Here is a 17,206-nt window from a genome sequence, read left to right as displayed (position 1 = left end):
GGCGCGACCACCCGCACGGGCGGCCGGGGTGCACCCGCGGTCTCGCCGCGGGGGATGGAGGCTGTTACGTCGCCCACCGTCCGCTCGACCGTGGCGAGGCGCTCCATAAGGGCCTCCCGGTCGGCGGCGAGGACGCGGATCTGGTCGGCGAGGCGGCGGGTCTCGTACACGAGCAGGGGGTCGGATGCGGCTGGCCGCGGCGCCTCGGCGCGGGTCTGTGGCTGGACCGGCGGGGAGGGCGTCCACAGGCGGGCAAAGCGCTGGCCACCGGCCTCGCTGCGCGCCGCCAGCAGCGCGGAACTGACCGCAAGGAGGGTGATGCCGGCCCAGGTCATGAGCCGCGCGATGCTGCGCGGTGGCGGCTCGTCGGTCAACCCGTCGAGCTTCACCGGAACATCGGGAGCATCCTGGTCGCGTTTCGCCTTCAGCATGGCGCGCCAGCTTTCGCAGATTCGCACGGGGCGCGTCCACCGATCCGCGGGACCGTCAGCCTCGCCACTACCGAAAATCGTCGTGAAAAGTCAATTCCCTAGCGGGAGGTCACGGTCGCTCGCGTGCTGATCAGCCACGGCCGCGGTAGGGCGCGACGCCCTGGTCGGGAATCCAGACGCCCTCCGGCGGCGCGCCGGTCTGCCAGAAGACGTCGATCGGGATGCCTCCGCGCGGATACCAGTAGCCGCCGATCCGGAGCCAGCGGGGGCCGAGCAGATCGCGCAGGCGCTTGCCCACCGCCACCGTGCAATCCTCGTGGAAGGCGCCGTGGTTGCGGAACGAGGTCAGGTAGAGCTTCAGCGATTTCGACTCCACCAGCCAGTCGCCCGGCACGTAGTCGATGACGAGATGGGCGAAGTCCGGCTGACCGGTCACCGGGCAGAGCGAGGTGAATTCCGGCGCCACGAAGCGCGCCACGTAGTTCGTGTCGGGGTGAGGGTTCGGCACCCGGTCGAGCTCCGCCGCCTCTGGCGAGGCGGGGATTCCGACGGTCTTGCCCAGCATCAGTTCGGCCATGGTCGTCGTCCTGTTCCGGCCCCGGTCGGTTCCGCCTGGGCGGGACGCGGAGCCTCGTCGGCCAGGCGTGTAGCAGATCGCCGGCCCGGAAGGAAAACCGCCCGCACGCCGCGCCCGGCAGCCATGCCCGCCGAGCCTGCTTGAACCCGGCGCGCCATGCTGTAGAAGGCCGGCATTCCCACCGCCGCTTGCCAGAGAGGCCGCCATGACCGCCATCGTCGATATCATCGCCCGCGAAATCCTCGACAGCCGCGGCAACCCGACGGTGGAGGTGGACGTGCTGCTCGACGACGGGTCGAAGGGCCGTGCCGCCGTGCCCTCGGGCGCCTCCACCGGCGCACACGAGGCGGTGGAACTGCGCGACGGCGACACGAAGCGCTATCTCGGCAAGGGCGTCACCAAGGCGATCGACGCCGTCAACGGCGAGCTGTTCGACGCGCTCTCGGGCCTCGACGCCACCAACCAGGTGCAGGTCGACCAGACCATGATCGCCCTCGACGGCACCGAGAACAAGTCGCGACTGGGCGCCAACGCCATCCTCGGCGTCTCGCTCGCCACCGCCAAGGCGGCCGCCATCTCCCGCGACCTGCCGCTCTACAAGTATGTCGGCGGCGCCTTCTCCCACGTCCTGCCGGTGCCGATGATGAACATCGTCAACGGCGGCGCCCATGCCGACAATCCGATCGACTTCCAGGAGTTCATGGTCATGCCGGTGGGGGCCAGGACCTTCGCCGAGGCGGTGCGCATGGGCTCGGAGGTCTTCCACACGCTGAAGGCCGCGCTGAAGGCCGACGGCCACAACACCAATGTCGGCGACGAGGGCGGCTTCGCGCCGAACCTGAAGTCGGCCCAGGCCGCGCTCGACTTCGTCATGACCGCCATCGACAAGGCCGGCTACAAGGCGGGCGACGACATCGTGATTGCCCTCGACTGCGCCGCCACCGAGTTCTTCAAGGACGGCGCCTATGCCTATGAGGGCGAGCGCAAGACCCGCGACCCCAAGGCCCAGGCCAAGTACCTCGCCAAGCTCGTCGCCGACTATCCGATCCTCTCCATCGAGGACGGCATGTCGGAGGACGACCTCGAGGGCTGGAAGATCCTGACCGACCTCGTCGGCGGCAAGTGCCAGCTCGTCGGCGACGACCTCTTCGTCACCAACACGAAGCGCCTGTCCATGGGCATCGACAAGGGCCTCGGCAACTCGATCCTGGTGAAGGTCAACCAGATCGGCACGCTGACCGAAACCCTGGCGGCAGTCTCCATGGCGCACAATGCCGGCTACACCGCCGTTATGTCGCACCGCTCCGGCGAGACCGAGGATTCCACCATTGCCGACCTCGCGGTCGCGACCAATTGCGGGCAGATCAAGACCGGCTCGCTCGCCCGCTCGGATCGGACCGCCAAGTACAACCAGCTCATCCGCATCGAGGAGGAGCTCGGCCCGCAGGCGCGCTATGCCGGTCGCGGCGCGCTGAAGGTCAAGGGCTGAACGAAGGCCCACCGACTTCGGACATGAACACGGCGGGCCCCTCGGCCCGCCGTTGTCGTTTCGGCAGGGTCAGATCCGGCGCTCGCCCGGCGCATCCCCCGTCGAGCCCTTGCCGCTCGGCTGCGGGCCCGGCGCCCCGGGCGGCCTTCCAGGGGCGGTCGAGCGGCCGCCGCCGGGCGCGCCGGGGGTCAGTGAGCGGCCGGCATTGCCCGGATCAGGCGTGGCGGGGCTGTCCTCGCGCGGCGTGAACCGGTCGAAGGCCGTCAGCATGGTCTGGAACGTCGCGACGGATTCGGTGACGAAGCCGACGGTGACGCCGCCGTCGAGATCGACGTCCCATTCCAGCACCAGGTCGCCGTCGCGGTCGAGATAGGTCTTGGCGAAGCGCTTCTCGTAGTTCCAGGCGTTGACGAAGCCGAGGGTGAACCGCTCGTTCCGGCGGAACAGCGTGCGGTACTGGATCGACTGGCAGCCGTCGTCGTTGCACGCGTAGAAGTGGATCGTGGTGCGGCGGCTGCCGATCTCGGTGCGGATGCGCGTGCGGTTGTTCTCGGTGATCACCTCCGCCTCGAGACCGCGGGCGCGCAGCACCGATGCCATTTGGGCGGGGTGGATGCGCGCGAGCGTCCCTTCCTGCGTCTCCGAGCGCGGCATGCGCTTCTGTGCCGCGGCCGGTTGCGCCCCGGCGGACGCGACGATGAGGGCGGCGGCCGCCACGAGAGCGAGGCGGGACTTGCGAAGGGTCATTGTCGGCTCCTGCACGGGTGGCGGCCCTCGGGCGGCGGGGTTCAGGGTGTACGGCCCGCGTTTCCGGGCCGTGGCGCTTCGGCGGGGCCCATGTTGCGTCCGCGCGGGCGCGACGGGAAGCGGCCCGGCGGGACCCTGCAATGCCCGTTGCCGGCCGTGACACATGGTTGCGATGCACACGCGACCATTGCGGCGGTGCGGAGGATCGACACAGGGTGGGCTGTGCCCGTCATCGCCCCCCGCCGCCTCGCCCTCCTCGCCATGTTCGCGGCCGTCTCCATCTATGGCGGCCAGTTCGTCTCGGTGCGCTGGGGCCTGCAGTCCGGCCTCTCGGCCTACGACATGGCGGCGCTGCGCTTCATCTTCGCCGCGGCGGTGATGGCCCCGTTCTTCGTAAGAGCGGGCGTCATCGACTGCGCCGGTCTCGGCTGGGGCAAGGGCCTCGCCCTCGCGCTCACCGGCGGCGTGCCGCTGACGGTGCTCTCCAACATCGGCCTCAACTACGCGCCCGCCGCCCACGCCTCCGCCATCCAGCCCGGCATGGTTGCGGTCACGGCGACGACGCTCGCCTATCTCGGCATGCGCGCCCGCGTGCCCTTCGGCGCCATGATCGGCTTCGCCATCGTCCTGTCGGGGCTCACCGCCATCGCCATCGCCGGATCCTCCGGCCGAGAGGGGCCGCTCACCGTGGTCGGCGACCTCCTCTTCGTGTTCTGCGGGGTCGGCTGGGGGATCTTCACCTGGCTCTGCGGCCGCTGGCAGGTGCCCTCGGTGGTGGGAGCCTCCATCGTCTCGACCCTGTCCGCGGTCGCCTTTTTGCCGGTCTACGTGGCCTTCCTCGAGCCCGGCCTCTCGGCCGTCTCCTGGCCCATCCTGCTCTTCCATGGCGTCAACCAGGGCGTCCTCAACATCGCCATCGGCCTGCTGCTCTGGACCTACGGCACGCGCACCCTCGGCGTCGCGCTGGCCGCCCGGTTCCCGCCGATGATCCCGGTCCTCGGCACCCTCATCGGCATTCCGGCCCTCGGCGAGATTCCGACGCCGCTCGCCGGGTTCGGCGTCGCCGCGATCGTCGTCGGACTGCTGGTCGCCGCCGCGGCGGGCACCGGGCGCGCCCGCCCTTCAGCAAGCGTTAACGCTCCCGAAACCGCCGATCGCGCATGATCGCCCCCATGGTCGTGCGCACGAGACGTCAGCGGATTCTCCAGGCGATGGGGCTCTATGCAGCCGCCGCCGCGCTGATCGCCTATTTCGGCTTCCACGCCTATCACGGCGAGCGTGGCATCCACGCCAAGCAACAGTTCATCGCCCAGATCGACGACCTCAACGGCCAGCTCGCCACCCTGCGCAAGGAGCGCACGGAGGTCGCCCGCAGGGTCGCGCTCCTGCAGTCGGACGCCATCGATCCCGACATGCTGGACGAGCGCGCCCGTGAGATCCTGAATTTCGTCGATCAGCGGGACCTCGTGCTGATCCTGGGTCGCCGCTGAGCCCCCCGGTCGTCTGAACCGAATATCGGTTGACGCAGAACGCTGAACCAAAATCCGGTTAAGTCCATGATTGCGCTGCAATGCCAATGGTTTGTGCGGTGCACAAAGCCGGGGCGCGCGCCCTTCCCAGGAACCGGGTGAGAGGCTACATGTTGGAGGAGCATCCAATGCCCAGGGGACACCGATGGCTGCAACCCGGACCAAGGCCGCGCCCGCCGATGTGAAATCGGCCAGCAAGACGTCGGACGGTCCGGCGAGAGGGCAGCGGCCGGCGTCGGCCAAGGCGGCGGGCCGCGCGCCCTCGACCAAGTCGGCGGCCGCGAAGACGCCGGTGCTGACGAAAGACCAGGAGATCTCCGCCTATCGCGAGATGCTTCTCATCCGCCGCTTCGAGGAGAAGGCCGGCCAGATGTACGGCATGGGCCTCATCGGCGGCTTCTGCCACCTCTACATCGGCCAGGAGGCGGTGGTGGTCGGCATGCAGATGGCCTCCAAGCCCGGCGACCAGGTGATCACCGGCTACCGCGACCACGGCCACATGCTCGCCACCGGAATGAACGCCAACGGCGTCATGGCCGAGCTCACCGGGCGGCGCGGTGGCTATTCCCGCGGCAAGGGCGGGTCCATGCACATGTTCTCCGCCGAGAAGCACTTCTACGGCGGCCACGGCATCGTCGGCGCCCAGGTCTCGCTCGGCACCGGCCTCGCCTTCGCCAACCGCTATCGCGGCAACGACAACGTCTCGCTGACCTATTTCGGCGATGGCGCGGCGAACCAGGGCCAGGTCTACGAGAGCTTCAACATGGCCGCGCTCTGGAAGCTGCCGGTCATCTACATCATCGAGAACAACCGCTACGCCATGGGCACCGCCGTGACCCGCGCCTCGGCGCAGACGGACTTCTCGCGCCGCGGCCTCTCCTTCAACATCCCCGGAGAGCAGGTCGACGGGATGGATATCCGCGAGACCTATGCCGCGGGCCTGCGCGCCATGGAATGGTGCCGGGCGGGCAAGGGGCCCTACATCCTGGAGATGCAGACCTATCGCTACCGTGGCCATTCCATGTCGGACCCGGCCAAGTACCGCTCGAAGGACGAGGTGCAGAAGATGCGCACCGAGCACGATCCCATCGAACAGGTACGCGAGCGCCTGCTGAAGCAGTGGCAGGTCTCCGAGGACGAGCTGAAGAAGATCGATGCCGGCGTGCGCGACATCGTCGCGGAGAGCGCCGAGTTCGCCACCAACGATCCCGAGCCGGATCCGTCCGAGCTCTGGACCGACATCCTGAAGTGAGTCCGGCCCGCGGGCACTCTTCGTCGCCCGCGCCGTCGCAGTTGCATCCGCCGTACCTGACCTCCTGACCGGAATCCGTCCATGCCTGTCAACATCCTGATGCCGGCGCTGTCGCCCACGATGGAGAAGGGCAACCTTGCCAAGTGGACCAAGAAGGAAGGCGACAAGGTCAAGCCCGGCGACGTCATCGCCGAGATCGAGACCGACAAGGCGACCATGGAGGTGGAGGCCGTCGACGAGGGGATCCTTGCGAAGATCCTCGTCGCCGAAGGCACCCAGGACGTGGCGGTGAACGAGATCATCGCAGTCCTCGCCCAGGACGGCGAGGACGCGTCCTCGGCCTCCGCCCCGGCCCCCGTGGCGAAGCCGCAGGAGCCGACGCCGGAGGCTGCCGCCATGCGCGCCGACCAGTCGGCTCCGCCCGCCGCCCCCGCCGTCGTGACGACACCCCCCTCCGCCGCGCCGCAGCCGACGATCGCCGCCGATCCGGACGTGCCCGAAGGCACGGAAATGGTCACCATGACCGTCCGCGAGGCCCTGCGCGACGCCATGGCCGAGGAAATGCGCAAGGACGAGGCGGTCTTCGTCATGGGCGAGGAGGTCGCCGAGTACCAGGGCGCCTACAAGATCACCCAGGGGCTGCTGCAGGAGTTCGGCGCCCGCCGCGTCATCGACACGCCGATCACCGAGCACGGCTTCGCCGGCATCGGCGTCGGCGCGGCCTTCACGGGCCTGAAACCCATCGTCGAGTTCATGACCTTCAACTTCGCCATGCAGGCGATCGACCAGATCATCAATTCGGCGGCCAAGACGCTCTACATGTCCGGCGGCCAGATGGGCTGCCCCATCGTGTTCCGCGGCCCCAACGGCGCCGCCGCCCGCGTCGCCGCCCAGCACAGCCAGGACTATTCGGCCTGGTACTCGCACATTCCCGGCCTGAAGGTCGTCGCGCCCTATACGGCGGCCGACGCCAAGGGCCTGCTCAAGGCGGCGATCCGCGACCCCAACCCGGTCATCTTCCTCGAGAACGAAATCCTCTACGGCCAGAGCTTCGAGGTGCCGAAGCTCGACGATTTCGTCCTGCCCATCGGCAAGGCGCGCATCCACCGCCCCGGCAAGGACGTGACCATTGTCGCCTGGTCGATCGGCATGACCTACGCCACCAAGGCGGCGGCGGAGCTGGAGAAGCTCGGCATCGACGCCGAGGTGATCGACCTCAGGTCGCTGCGCCCGCTCGACACCGAGACCATCATCGCCTCGGTGATGAAGACGGGCCGCATCGTCACGGTGGAGGAGGGCTGGCAGCAGTCGGGCGTCGGCGCCGAGATCTCGGCGCGGGTGGTGGAACAGGCCTTTGACTATCTCGACGCGCCGCCCGCCCGCGTCTCCGGCAAGGACGTTCCCATGCCCTATGCGGCAAACCTTGAAAAGCTCGCGCTGCCCTCGGTCGCCGACGTGATCGAGGCCGTCAAGGCCGTGACGTACAAGTGAGGGCGAGGCGGCGATGACGCTCCCGTTCGACGCCCTCGCCATTCCTCCGGCGGCCCTTGAAAAGGGCGGTGTCGAGATCGTGCGCGCCGCCATCGTTGAGGGAGGCCTGAACATCTCGGTGCGCCGCGCCTTCGACGACGCCCAGGCCTGGGGCATGGTCCTCGCCGACATCGCCCGCCACGTCGCCCGCATCCACGCCATGGAGACCGGCGCCTCCGAGGACCTGACCCTCGACCGCATCCGCAACATGCTGGACGCCGAACTCGACAGCCCGACCGATCCGGGCACCACCACCGCCATCAGTTGAGGAGGAGACCTTGGCCGATGTTCGCGAGACGCTATCCGTCATGCCCGGGCCTGGCCCGGGCATCCACGAATTGATTTTTGGCGACGTGTTCAAGTCGTGGATGGCCGGGACAAGCCCGGCCATGACGCGGTTCGATCGTGTTGCCTTCACCCTTTCCGCCGCCTGACACCGAGGCCGCCATGCCCATCGACATCCTGATGCCCGCGCTGTCCCCGACCATGGAGAAGGGGAACCTCGCGAAGTGGCTGAAGAAGGAAGGCGACGCCATCAAGGCCGGTGACGTCATCGCCGAGATCGAGACCGACAAGGCGACCATGGAGGTCGAGGCGGTCGACGAGGGCATCCTTGCGAAGATCATCGTCGCCGAGGGTTCGCAGGACGTGCCGGTGAACCAGCTCATCGCGGTGATCGCCGCCGAGGGCGAGGACGTGAAGGCGGCGGCCGGCGGGGCAGGCGCCAAGCCTGCCGCGGCTCCTGCGCCGAAGGCGGAGGCAGCTCCCGCGCCCAAGGCCGAGCCCGCTCCGGCTCCGGCGAAGGCAGCGACCGCTTCGCCCGTTCCCGCCAGCATCGCGGAGGCCGCGTCGGGCATTCGCCTCTTCGCCTCGCCGCTGGCCAAGCGCATCGCCAAGCTCGAGGGGATCGACCTGTCGAAGGTGGCCGGCACCGGTCCGCACGGCCGCATCGTCGAGCGCGACGTCAAGGCCGCCGCCACGGGTGGCACCGCGAAGGCGGCACCGGCTCCCGCTGCGGCTCCCGCCGCAGCGGCGCCGAAGCCTGCACCGGTCGCCGGCCCGTCGGACGAGCAGGTGAAGAAGCTCTTTGCGCCGGGCTCCTATGAGGAGATCCCGCACGACAACATGCGCAAGGTCATCGCCCGCCGCCTGACGGAAGCGAAGACGACGATCCCGCACTTCTATCTGACGATCGATTGCGAGCTGGACGCGCTTCTGGCGCTGCGCGAGCAGATCAACAAGGCCGCCCCTGTCCGCGACGGAAAGCCGGCCTACAAGCTCTCGGTCAACGACCTCGTCATCAAGGCGCTGGCGCTGTCGCTGCGCGCCGTGCCGGACGCCAACGTCACCTGGACCGACGGCGCCATGCTGAAGCACCAGCATGCCGACATCGGCGTCGCCGTCTCCATTCCCGGCGGCCTCATCACGCCGGTGATCCGCGACGCCTGCCACAAGCCGGTCTCGGTCATCTCCAACGAGATGAAGGACCTGGCGGCGCGCGCCCGCAACCGCAAGCTGAAGCCCGAGGAATACCAGGGTGGCTCCTCGGCGGTGTCCAACCTCGGCATGTTCGGCATCAAGGATTTCGCTGCCGTCATCAACCCGCCTCACGCGACGATCCTGGCTGTGGGCGCCGGCGAGAAGCGCGTGGTGGTGAAGAACGACGCGCCGGCGGTGGCGACCGTCATGAGCGTGACGCTGTCCACCGACCACCGTGCCGTGGACGGTGCGCTGGGCGCCGAACTGATGGCCGCCTTCAAGGGCTATATCGAGAACCCGATCGGCATGCTGGTGTGAGCCGGCCATGAGCGGCACCCGATGGACCCTGGTGTCGATCGTGGTGGCGACACTCGCCATGGCCTCGTCGTTCTTCCAGAGCTACAACTATTCGCGAAACCTCGACGTGGTTCAGCGCAACGTCATTCGCGGCGAGTACCTGCGCACCTGCCGCGACATCATCGACGCCTATTTCCAGATCAAGATGCGGACCTACGCCATGCATGAGGCGGCGAACGCTCCGGGCCGCGGTGCCGAAGCGGCGGACCCTCTGGCCCAGCGCGAGCTTGAGGCGGGCGTCTTCCGGTTCGGCGCGCTCGGCACCTTCCTCGCCAACTTCCGCGACGACGCCATCCGCGAGCGCTACACGCAGCTCTCCTGGAAGCTGCTGGCGATCGCCCGCGACACCCACAAGCAGCCCCGCGAGGCCTTCGACAGGGCCTATGGCGAGGCCGATACCCTGTTCGGAGAGATGAACGAGGACTGCGCCCGGACGGCGCGCCTGTCGTTCCTGTAACGCGACCCACGAAAGGCCTCACGCATGTCCAGCTACGACATCATCGTCATCGGCGGCGGCCCCGGCGGCTATGTCGCGGCCATCCGCGCGGCACAGCTCGGATTCAAGACGGCCGTGGTCGAGCGCGAACATCTCGGCGGCATCTGCCTCAACTGGGGCTGCATCCCCACCAAGGCGCTGCTGCGCTCGGCCGAGATCTACCACTACGCGACGCACGCGAAGGATTATGGCCTGACGCTGAACGGCACGATGAGCGTCGACATGGGCGCGGTGGTGAAGCGCTCACGCGGCGTCTCCGCCCAGCTCAACGGCGGCATCGGCTTCCTGATGAAGAAGAACAAGATTGACGTCATCTGGGGCGAGGCGAAGATCGCCAGGGCAGGCGAGGTAGTGGTCTCGGCGCCGTCGAAACCCGCCGTGCAGCCGCAGGTGCCGCCGCCGAAGGGCACGCTCGGGCCCGGCACCTATGCCGCCAAGCACATCATCGTCGCGACAGGCGCCCGCCCGCGCGTCCTTCCCGGCATCGAGCCCGACGGCAAGCTGATCTGGACCTATTTCGAGGCCATGAAGCCCGAGGCCATGCCGAAGAGCCTGATCGTCATGGGCTCGGGCGCCATCGGCATCGAATTCGCGTCCTTCTACCGGACCATGGGTGCCGAGGTGACCGTGGTCGAGGTCCTGCCGCAGGTCATGCCGGTGGAGGACGCCGAGATCTCCGCCCATGCCCGCAAGCGCTTCGAGAAGCAGGGCATGACCATCCTCACCTCCACCAAGGTGACGAAGGTCGAGAAGGGCGCCAACGCCGTCACGGCGACCGTCGAGGACGAGAAGGGCGCGAAGCGCACCATCACGGCCGAACGCATGATCTCCGCCGTGGGCGTCGTCGGCAACGTTGAAGGTCTCGGTCTCGAGGCGCTCGGCGTCACCATGGACCGCGGCACGGTGAAGACCGACGGGCTCGGCCGCACCAATGTCGCCGGCATCTACGCCATCGGCGACGTCGCAGGCCCCCCCATGCTCGCCCACAAGGCAGAGCACGAGGGCGTCATCTGCGTCGAGACCATCAAGGGCCTGCACACCCACGCCATGGACAAGGCGATGATCCCCGGCTGCACCTACTGCCATCCCCAGGTCGCCTCCGTCGGCCTCACCGAGGCGAAGGCCAAGGACGCCGGTTACACGGTCAAGGTCGGCCGCTTCCCCTTCATGGGCAACGGCAAGGCCATCGCGCTCGGCGAGCCGGAGGGCCTCGTCAAGACGATCTTCGACGCCAAGACCGGCAAGCTCCTCGGCGCCCACATGGTCGGCGCGGAGGTCACCGAGCTGATCCAGGGCTTCGTCGTCGCCATGAACTGCGAGACGACGGAGGAGGAGCTGATCCACACGGTCTTCCCGCACCCGACCCTGTCGGAAATGATGCACGAGAGCGTCCTCGACGCTTACGGCCGGGTCGTCCACACCTGACCGCCTGGGGGTCCGGATGGCACCGGACGCGACGCGGTCCGGCGCGAGCGTCTAGTCTCGTCCGGTCCTCGTGGCATGGGGTCCCGTGATGCTGACGATGATCGCGCGCGCGGCGGCAGGCCTGGTGGTGTTGCTGCTCGCCACGACAGGTCTCGTCCGGGCCTGTTCGGCGCCCACCTGCGCCAACGGCCTCGCCTACCAGACCTATGGCCCCGGCCAGGCCCGCATCCTGGCCGTCTTCGTCCACGGCGACGTCTCCTCCGGCGGTCCGGCGGACTACATGTACCGCTATGCGCAGTCCTTCGCTGCGGGGCGCCGCGACGTGGCGGCGGTCGCCCTCCTGCGTCCCGGCTACTACGACCGGGCGGGTAGCCGCTCCAGTGGCTCGGACAATGGGCGCAGCGACACCTTCGATGCCGGATCGATCCGCACGATCGCCGGCGCCATCCGCGAACTGAAGGCGAAGTACGGCGCGCGCCGCGTGATCGCGCTCGGTCACTCCGCCGGGGCAGGGGCCCTCGGTGTCATCGCGGGCAATTCCGGCGGCCTCCTCGACGGCGTCGTCCTGGTGTCCTGTCCCTGCGACGTGCCGGCCTGGCGCGCGTCGCGGGGCGGCAGGCGCGCCTTCTCGTCCCTGTCCCCGGTCGACTATGTCGGCGGCGTGCCGCCCTCCACCGCCATCGTCGCGGCGACGGGCGCGTCCGACGACAACACGCGGCCGGCGCTCGCCGAGGCCTATGTGGCGCGCGCCCGCGCGGCCGGCCGAAACGCACGCGTCGAAATCGTCGCGGGTGGCCACGGCTTCGGCGGGGTCGCCGGACCATCCGTCCGCGCCCTCGCCGGAATGGCCCGCTAGGGTCCTCGCTGACGGCGATTTCGCGGGTTTCGTGCCCGGGAACCGACCCGTCGCCCATTCATCAGCATCGTGAATAGGATCGTAGTCCTCGCGGAATAAGGTCCTATCACTCTTCGTCATGGGTCGATCAGCTGTGGGCGTCCGCTGTACGGGGCCAGGGCAGGGCGCGCAGTCAGGGGGAGGGCGGGTTCACCCGCACAAACAAAAAGGCCGGCGCGAGGCCGGCCTTCCGTCAGTTGATGGTCTGCGGTGACGCGTCAGCTGGTGACGCTTTCTCCCGACGGCAGCACGATGGCCGTCGCGCCCACGGGCACGCGACCGTAGAGGTCGATGATGTCCTGGTTCAGGAAGCGGATGCAGCCCGACGACACCTGCGTGCCGATCGTCCAGGGCTCGGTGGTGCCATGCAGACGATAGAGCGTGTCGCGATTGCCGCGATAGAGGTAGAGGGCGCGGGGGCCGAGCGGGTTCTCAGGGCCGCCGGGCAGGCCGCCGGCGACGGGGCCGTAGCGCTCCGGCTCGCGGCGGATCATGTCCTGGGTCGGCGTCCAGCGCGGCCAGGCAGCCTTGCGGCCGATGGAGGCGATGCCGGTGAGGTTGAAGCCCTCCTCCTTGCCGACGCCGACGCCGTAGCGCATGGCGCGCCCGTTCTCCATGACGAGATAGGCGTAGCGGGCGGAGGGATCGACGACGATCGTGCCGGGATTCTCGCGGCCGCGATAGGCGACCTCGCGGCGCCAGAAGCGCTCGTTCACCTGGCTCAGGTCGATGGCCGGAACCGGATGGGGCTCACCCTGAACCTCGCCGTACATGGCGACGTAATAGGGATCGAAACGGGGCGTCTCGATCACCAGTTCCTCGCGGCGGGTGGTGCATGCGCCGAGGATGAACGGGGCGCCAAGTACAAGGAAACGTCGATCGATCGTCATCATAAGCCTCAGAACCTGACGCCGCGAACAAGGTTCCCCGCCCCGCGGAGGAATTGTTGACGCGACGTCTTCGTGAACAGGGGGCGGCTCGTAACACCGGCGGTGGGCGTCAAACATGACGAAACCGTGAGGCCGGGAGAAACACGGCGTCACTGTTGCCGCACTGCACCACCGGGCTCGTCGGCACCCACGCCTTCACGCCACCTGCGGAGGGATCGTGGCCTGAAAACGGTTAATCCTTGGCAATCACCGCGTCACCGCGCGCGATCACAAGCTCGCGAACAGGTCGTAGTCGCCGGCGCGGTCGATCTTCACCGTGACGAGTTCGCCCACGGACAGCTTGCGCTTCGTATGGATGAACACGGAGCCGTCGATTTCCGGCGCGTCGCCTTTGGAGCGGGCCTTCACCACGGTCGGCCCCACCTCGTCGATCAGCACCTGCTGGCGCGTGCCGACCTTGCGCTTCAGCCGACGGGCGGAGATCTCCGCCTGCTTCTTCATGAAGCGGTGCCAGCGCCGCTCCATCACCTCGGGCGGCACCTGGCCCTCGAGCGCGTTGGAGGTGGCGCCCGCCACCGGCTCGTACTTGAAGCAGCCGACCCGGTCGAGGCCGACCTCGTCCAGCCAGTCGAGCAGGAAGTCGAACTCCTCGTCCGTCTCGCCGGGAAAGCCGACGATGAAGGTGGAGCGGATGGTGAGATCCGGGCAGATCTTGCGCCAGCGGCGGATCCGCTCGACGGTCTTCTCCTGGTGAGCCGGGCGCTTCATGCGGCGCAGCACGTCGGGGTGGGCGTGCTGGAAGGGAATGTCGATGTAGGGGAGGATCTTGCCCTCGGCCATCAGTGGGATGACCTCGTCCACGTGCGGATAGGGGTAGACGTATTGCATCCGCACCCACACCCCGAGCTCGCCGAGCGCCTGAGACAGGTCGAGGAACTTCGTCCGCCAGGTGCGGTCCCGCCACTGGCTCTCGGCATATTTCACGTCGATGCCATAGGCCGACGTGTCCTGGCTGACGACGAGAAGCTCCTTCACCCCGGCGGCGACGAGTTTCTCCGCCTCGCGCATGACCTCGCCCAGCGGACGCGAGACGAGGTCGCCGCGCAGCTTGGGGATGATGCAGAAGGTGCAGCGGTTGTTGCAGCCCTCGGAAATCTTCAGGTAGGCGTAGTGGCGCGGGGTCAGCTTGATGCCCTGCGGCGGCACCAGGTCGAGGAAGGGATCGTGCTTCGGCGGGGCCGCCTCGTGCACGGCGGCCAGCACGCTTTCGTATTGCTGCGGGCCGGTGATGGCGAGCACGGAGGGGTGGGCCGCCCGGATCTGCTCGGGCTCGGCGCCCATGCACCCCGTGACGATGACGCGGCCGTTCTCCTTCAGCGCGTCGCCGATGGCGGCGAGGCTCTCGGCCTTGGCCGAATCGAGGAATCCGCAGGTGTTCACCAGCACGAGGTCGGCGCCCTGGTGGCTGCGCGACAGCTCGTAGCCCTCGGCGCGCAGGCGCGTGATGATCCGCTCCGAATCGACCAGCGCCTTGGGACAGCCGAGCGAGACGAAGGAGATCTTCGGCGCGGCCCGGTCGGAGGGCGGGGGGAGGGTGGTGGTGTCGGTCATCGGCGCTCGTCGCGGGAACAAGGCCCGCCAATAGGCGAAACTGCGGGTCGGGACAAGCAAGTCGCGACGTCGGGGCGGACCTCTCCGCGCACCATGAACCGAATGAACCAAATGCCACCCGGCCGGTTCATTGTCCGTTCAACTGCGTCGGGGCAGCATCGCGGCAGTGAAGTCCCAAGGAGGTATCACATGGATCGTCGTTCGTTCTTCCTCACGCTCGCAGGCGGCGCGGTCGCCGTCGGCGCTCTCGGCACGACCGCCGCCACGGCGGCCCCCGCCGCCGCTCCGGCCGCTCCGGTCGCCGGCGCGCCGCTGGAAATGCAGTGGGGCTACGGTGGCTACGGCCGCCGCCGCCATTTCCGCCCCTATCGTCCCTACCGCCCCTATGGATTCTACGGCCCGCGCCCGTTCCGTCCGGTGCGCCGCTGCTGGATCAACCGGTGGGGCGAGCGCGTCTGCCGGTTCTGATCGGCTCCGTCTCGCTGAGACCAGCCCCGTCGCCTCCGGGCGGCGGGGCTTTTTCGTCCGTGCGGCCATCGTTGACGGCGCGGGCCGCCTCGCCCTAGACAGCAGGACCGGCGGCAACGCCCCGGAGAGGTGGCCGAGTGGTTTAAGGCAGCGGTCTTGAAAACCGCCGTGGGTGCAAGCCCACCGTGAGTTCGAATCTCACCCTCTCCGCCAGGCCCCCCGGGAAGCGTCTGAACGGCCTGCGGTCGCGCTGCGAACGCCGTCAGCTGAACCGCAACCCGGTAAACGACCAGACGAGGGCAGCCGAACCGGCCAAGCCGAACACCACCAGAGCGGCCAGCACACGCGTGCCACGGCTTTCAGGCAAGGGCCAGCACAGCCAGGCCGCCGACAGGGCCGCAAGGCCGAGAAGGTGCCAGCCATATCCCTCCGTTGCGCCAAGCAGCGCGCGAAAGCTCGCAGCCAGCCTCGTCGATTCCTCGTCCGGATAGGGCAGCCCGAGGCCGACCGCATAGAGAAGCTCGCGCAGGTGCGGCAGTGCCGCGAGAATCGCCGCCGCCATAGCCAGCACGGCGCGCGGACGGCGCGTGCGCAACCGCCAGATCAGGACGGTCATCGCGGGCAGCAGCACCCAGGGAAGGATGAGGGCGAGCAGGGCCATGATGCCGAACATGCGAGGATCCTGGGGCGGGCAGGGCAGGTCCCGACCAGGCCGGGCAGCCCATGCCCCTGGAGAATGCGCATGCCATGGACCCGCTCGGCAAGCCCGGCACAGCCCATTGCGCCGATGCCATCCTTAATCCCGCCTCAACCATCCCCGGGCCAGAATGCGGCAGGCGTCACGAATTCGTCTCATTTTCACCGACACTGGCACCCTTCATCTCCATCGGCTATGACAACCGGCGGGATGTGGGCTGTAAGGCCCGCGGCATGCGGCATGGAGCGACCGGCTTGACCCATTCAGCGACGAGCGAGGGATCGCGTCCGACGGCTGTCCGCAAGGCCACCCTGAAGCGCCTTCTCGCCTGTTCCGCCCTTTGCGGCCTCGGCATCGCGCTCGGCGGCTGCAACAGCCAGACGGCATCGACCGGCGACGGTCCCGTCGACCGGTTCAACTCCCGCTACGGCGTCAGCTCCAGCCCGCGCGTTGTGGCCGAGGGGCGTCCCGTTCCGCGCGGCGGCGGCGTCTACCGCGTCGGCCGGCCCTACCGGGTCGCAGGCCGCGTCTACACGCCTTTCGAGAAGCGCGACGGCCACACCGAGACCGGCATCGCCTCCTGGTACGGGCGCCAGTTCCATGGCCGCCTGACAGCCAATGGCGAAGTCTACGACATGAACATGCTCTCGGCGGCCCACCGCACCATGCCGATGCCGAGCTATGCCCGCGTCACCAACATGTCCAACGGCCATTCCCTGGTGGTGCGCGTCAACGATCGCGGGCCGTTCCACGGCAACCGGGTGATCGACCTGTCGCACCGGGCCTCCAACATGCTGAACTTCCGCGGCCAGGGCCTCGCTCGCGTCAAGGTGGAGTATCTCGGCCGGGCCTCGCTGGAAGGCTCCGACGACCGCGTCCTCCTCGCCACCCTGCGCACCGATGGGCGTCCGGCGCCGCGCCCGCAGCAGGTCAACGAGACCATGATCGCCTCGGCGGCACCCCAGACCGTGCCGGATCCGGCCTCGCGCACCGCAGCTCCCGCCGTTCAGGTGGCGGCGGCCCCGGCACCCGCTCCCGCGCAGACCTTCGGTTTCTTCCGGCAGGAGACGCAGGCCCAGCCGGCCGGGAGCCCGGACATGCGCCAGCCCGACCCCTCGCCCAGCGTCGCGCCGGTCATCCAGGCCGCCGCGCCCCAGGCCGCATCCGAATCGCCGGTCACCATGGCATCGGCGCCGCTGCCGCCCGAGCGTCCCGGCATGCGCGAGCCGGTCGCCACCACGACCGTCGCCCGCTCCGGCGCCACCGCCCAGGTCTCCCAGGTCGCAGCCGCGCCGAGCGTGACCGTCGTCGCCACCCCGGCGCCGCAGGCAGC

At 68.8% G+C, this 17,206-nt stretch carries 19 protein-coding genes and 1 tRNA gene; 14 read left to right on the top strand and 6 right to left on the bottom strand.

Going from position 1 to position 17,206, the window contains the following annotated elements:
• Both ACT6XY_RS18630 and queF read right to left on the bottom strand, forming a co-directional pair.
• A partial coding sequence (locus ACT6XY_RS18630; RefSeq protein WP_444749818.1) for a hypothetical protein occupies window positions 1–458 on the bottom strand: 458 nt, incomplete at its 3' end.
• A 103-nt stretch (window positions 459–561) separates the two neighbouring features.
• Complete coding sequence (queF, locus tag ACT6XY_RS18625; protein WP_444749817.1) at window positions 562–1,008, bottom strand: preQ(1) synthase; 447 nt, start codon at window positions 1,006–1,008, stop codon at window positions 562–564.
• Window positions 1,009–1,213: 205 nt separating this feature from the next.
• On the opposite strand from queF, the gene eno reads away from it, so the two are divergent.
• Complete coding sequence (eno, locus tag ACT6XY_RS18620; protein ID WP_444749816.1) at window positions 1,214–2,497, top strand: phosphopyruvate hydratase; 1,284 nt, start codon at window positions 1,214–1,216, stop codon at window positions 2,495–2,497.
• A 69-nt stretch (window positions 2,498–2,566) separates the two neighbouring features.
• On the opposite strand, the gene ACT6XY_RS18615 is transcribed toward eno, so the two are convergent.
• The gene (locus ACT6XY_RS18615; RefSeq protein ID WP_444749815.1) at window positions 2,567–3,244 is read right to left on the bottom strand and encodes a YbjN domain-containing protein; all 678 of its coding nucleotides are present in this window, start codon (window positions 3,242–3,244) and stop codon (window positions 2,567–2,569) included.
• Window positions 3,245–3,466: 222 nt separating this feature from the next.
• On the opposite strand from ACT6XY_RS18615, the gene ACT6XY_RS18610 reads away from it, so the two are divergent.
• From ACT6XY_RS18610 to ACT6XY_RS18565, 10 genes are all read left to right on the top strand, one after another.
• A complete protein-coding gene (locus ACT6XY_RS18610; protein WP_444749814.1) occupies window positions 3,467–4,408 on the top strand; it encodes a DMT family transporter in 942 nt (313 codons plus the stop codon).
• The gene (locus tag ACT6XY_RS18605) at window positions 4,405–4,734 is read left to right on the top strand and encodes an FtsB family cell division protein (protein ID WP_444749813.1); all 330 of its coding nucleotides are present in this window, start codon (window positions 4,405–4,407) and stop codon (window positions 4,732–4,734) included. The genes ACT6XY_RS18610 and ACT6XY_RS18605 overlap by 4 nt, the downstream gene beginning before the upstream one ends.
• Window positions 4,735–4,918: 184 nt before the next feature.
• Window positions 4,919–6,025, top strand: coding sequence for a pyruvate dehydrogenase (acetyl-transferring) E1 component subunit alpha (pdhA, locus tag ACT6XY_RS18600; protein WP_444749812.1), 1,107 nt, complete (start codon window positions 4,919–4,921; stop codon window positions 6,023–6,025).
• A gap of 81 nt (window positions 6,026–6,106) precedes the next feature.
• Window positions 6,107–7,516, top strand: coding sequence for a pyruvate dehydrogenase complex E1 component subunit beta (locus ACT6XY_RS18595; RefSeq protein ID WP_444749811.1), 1,410 nt, complete (start codon window positions 6,107–6,109; stop codon window positions 7,514–7,516).
• A 13-nt stretch (window positions 7,517–7,529) separates the two neighbouring features.
• A complete protein-coding gene (locus tag ACT6XY_RS18590) occupies window positions 7,530–7,823 on the top strand; it encodes a DUF5076 domain-containing protein (RefSeq protein WP_444749810.1) in 294 nt (97 codons plus the stop codon).
• Window positions 7,824–7,833: 10 nt separating this feature from the next.
• The gene (locus tag ACT6XY_RS18585; RefSeq protein WP_444749809.1) at window positions 7,834–7,989 is read left to right on the top strand and encodes a hypothetical protein; all 156 of its coding nucleotides are present in this window, start codon (window positions 7,834–7,836) and stop codon (window positions 7,987–7,989) included.
• A 13-nt stretch (window positions 7,990–8,002) separates the two neighbouring features.
• Window positions 8,003–9,352 (top strand): pyruvate dehydrogenase complex dihydrolipoamide acetyltransferase, encoded by a 1,350-nt coding sequence (locus ACT6XY_RS18580; protein ID WP_444749808.1) that lies wholly within the window; start codon window positions 8,003–8,005, stop codon window positions 9,350–9,352.
• Window positions 9,353–9,359: 7 nt separating this feature from the next.
• Complete coding sequence (locus tag ACT6XY_RS18575; protein WP_444749807.1) at window positions 9,360–9,848, top strand: hypothetical protein; 489 nt, start codon at window positions 9,360–9,362, stop codon at window positions 9,846–9,848.
• A gap of 24 nt (window positions 9,849–9,872) precedes the next feature.
• Window positions 9,873–11,312, top strand: coding sequence for a dihydrolipoyl dehydrogenase (lpdA, locus tag ACT6XY_RS18570; protein WP_444749806.1), 1,440 nt, complete (start codon window positions 9,873–9,875; stop codon window positions 11,310–11,312).
• 88 nt (window positions 11,313–11,400) lie between these two features.
• Entirely contained in the window at window positions 11,401–12,168 is a 768-nt protein-coding gene (locus tag ACT6XY_RS18565) for a hypothetical protein (RefSeq protein WP_444749805.1), read from the top strand.
• Window positions 12,169–12,425: 257 nt separating this feature from the next.
• On the opposite strand, the gene ACT6XY_RS18560 is transcribed toward ACT6XY_RS18565, so the two are convergent.
• Window positions 12,426–13,097, bottom strand: coding sequence for a L,D-transpeptidase (locus tag ACT6XY_RS18560; protein ID WP_444749804.1), 672 nt, complete (start codon window positions 13,095–13,097; stop codon window positions 12,426–12,428).
• Window positions 13,098–13,364: 267 nt separating this feature from the next.
• The gene (rimO, locus tag ACT6XY_RS18555) at window positions 13,365–14,708 is read right to left on the bottom strand and encodes a 30S ribosomal protein S12 methylthiotransferase RimO (RefSeq protein WP_444749803.1); all 1,344 of its coding nucleotides are present in this window, start codon (window positions 14,706–14,708) and stop codon (window positions 13,365–13,367) included.
• 189 nt (window positions 14,709–14,897) lie between these two features.
• On the opposite strand from rimO, the gene ACT6XY_RS18550 reads away from it, so the two are divergent.
• Window positions 14,898–15,176 (top strand): hypothetical protein, encoded by a 279-nt coding sequence (locus ACT6XY_RS18550; RefSeq protein ID WP_444749802.1) that lies wholly within the window; start codon window positions 14,898–14,900, stop codon window positions 15,174–15,176.
• 123 nt (window positions 15,177–15,299) lie between these two features.
• A tRNA-Ser gene (locus ACT6XY_RS18545) sits at window positions 15,300–15,389 on the top strand.
• 49 nt (window positions 15,390–15,438) lie between these two features.
• On the opposite strand, the gene ACT6XY_RS18540 is transcribed toward ACT6XY_RS18545, so the two are convergent.
• On the bottom strand, window positions 15,439–15,849 hold the full coding sequence (locus tag ACT6XY_RS18540) for a hypothetical protein (protein ID WP_444749801.1): 411 nt from the start codon (window positions 15,847–15,849) through the stop codon (window positions 15,439–15,441).
• A 278-nt stretch (window positions 15,850–16,127) separates the two neighbouring features.
• Here ACT6XY_RS18540 and ACT6XY_RS18535 point away from each other — a divergent pair.
• Window positions 16,128–17,206, top strand: a 1,079-nt coding sequence (locus tag ACT6XY_RS18535; RefSeq protein ID WP_444749800.1) for a septal ring lytic transglycosylase RlpA family protein, incomplete at its 3' end; no start/stop codon positions are given.

It is taken from the genome of Phreatobacter sp., from assembly GCF_052440005.1.
Classification (GTDB): Bacteria; Pseudomonadota; Alphaproteobacteria; order Rhizobiales; family Phreatobacteraceae; genus Phreatobacter.
Note: the sequence above shows the minus strand (reverse complement) of the source record. Positions and strands in the feature narration are given on the sequence as shown.

Coding starts and splice junctions, on each gene's coding strand:
- rimO (WP_444749803.1), bottom strand. CDS start 14,708: ATGACCGACACCACCACCCTCCCCCCGCCCTCCGACCGGGCCGCGCCG.
- lpdA (WP_444749806.1), top strand. CDS start 9,873: ATGTCCAGCTACGACATCATCGTCATCGGCGGCGGCCCCGGCGGCTAT.
- ACT6XY_RS18575 (WP_444749807.1), top strand. CDS start 9,360: ATGAGCGGCACCCGATGGACCCTGGTGTCGATCGTGGTGGCGACACTC.
- queF (WP_444749817.1), bottom strand. CDS start 1,008: ATGGCCGAACTGATGCTGGGCAAGACCGTCGGAATCCCCGCCTCGCCA.
- ACT6XY_RS18560 (WP_444749804.1), bottom strand. CDS start 13,097: ATGACGATCGATCGACGTTTCCTTGTACTTGGCGCCCCGTTCATCCTC.
- ACT6XY_RS18540 (WP_444749801.1), bottom strand. CDS start 15,849: ATGTTCGGCATCATGGCCCTGCTCGCCCTCATCCTTCCCTGGGTGCTG.
- ACT6XY_RS18590 (WP_444749810.1), top strand. CDS start 7,530: ATGACGCTCCCGTTCGACGCCCTCGCCATTCCTCCGGCGGCCCTTGAA.
- ACT6XY_RS18550 (WP_444749802.1), top strand. CDS start 14,898: ATGGATCGTCGTTCGTTCTTCCTCACGCTCGCAGGCGGCGCGGTCGCC.
- ACT6XY_RS18565 (WP_444749805.1), top strand. CDS start 11,401: ATGCTGACGATGATCGCGCGCGCGGCGGCAGGCCTGGTGGTGTTGCTG.
- ACT6XY_RS18615 (WP_444749815.1), bottom strand. CDS start 3,244: ATGACCCTTCGCAAGTCCCGCCTCGCTCTCGTGGCGGCCGCCGCCCTC.
- pdhA (WP_444749812.1), top strand. CDS start 4,919: ATGGCTGCAACCCGGACCAAGGCCGCGCCCGCCGATGTGAAATCGGCC.
- ACT6XY_RS18580 (WP_444749808.1), top strand. CDS start 8,003: ATGCCCATCGACATCCTGATGCCCGCGCTGTCCCCGACCATGGAGAAG.
- ACT6XY_RS18605 (WP_444749813.1), top strand. CDS start 4,405: ATGATCGCCCCCATGGTCGTGCGCACGAGACGTCAGCGGATTCTCCAG.
- ACT6XY_RS18595 (WP_444749811.1), top strand. CDS start 6,107: ATGCCTGTCAACATCCTGATGCCGGCGCTGTCGCCCACGATGGAGAAG.
- eno (WP_444749816.1), top strand. CDS start 1,214: ATGACCGCCATCGTCGATATCATCGCCCGCGAAATCCTCGACAGCCGC.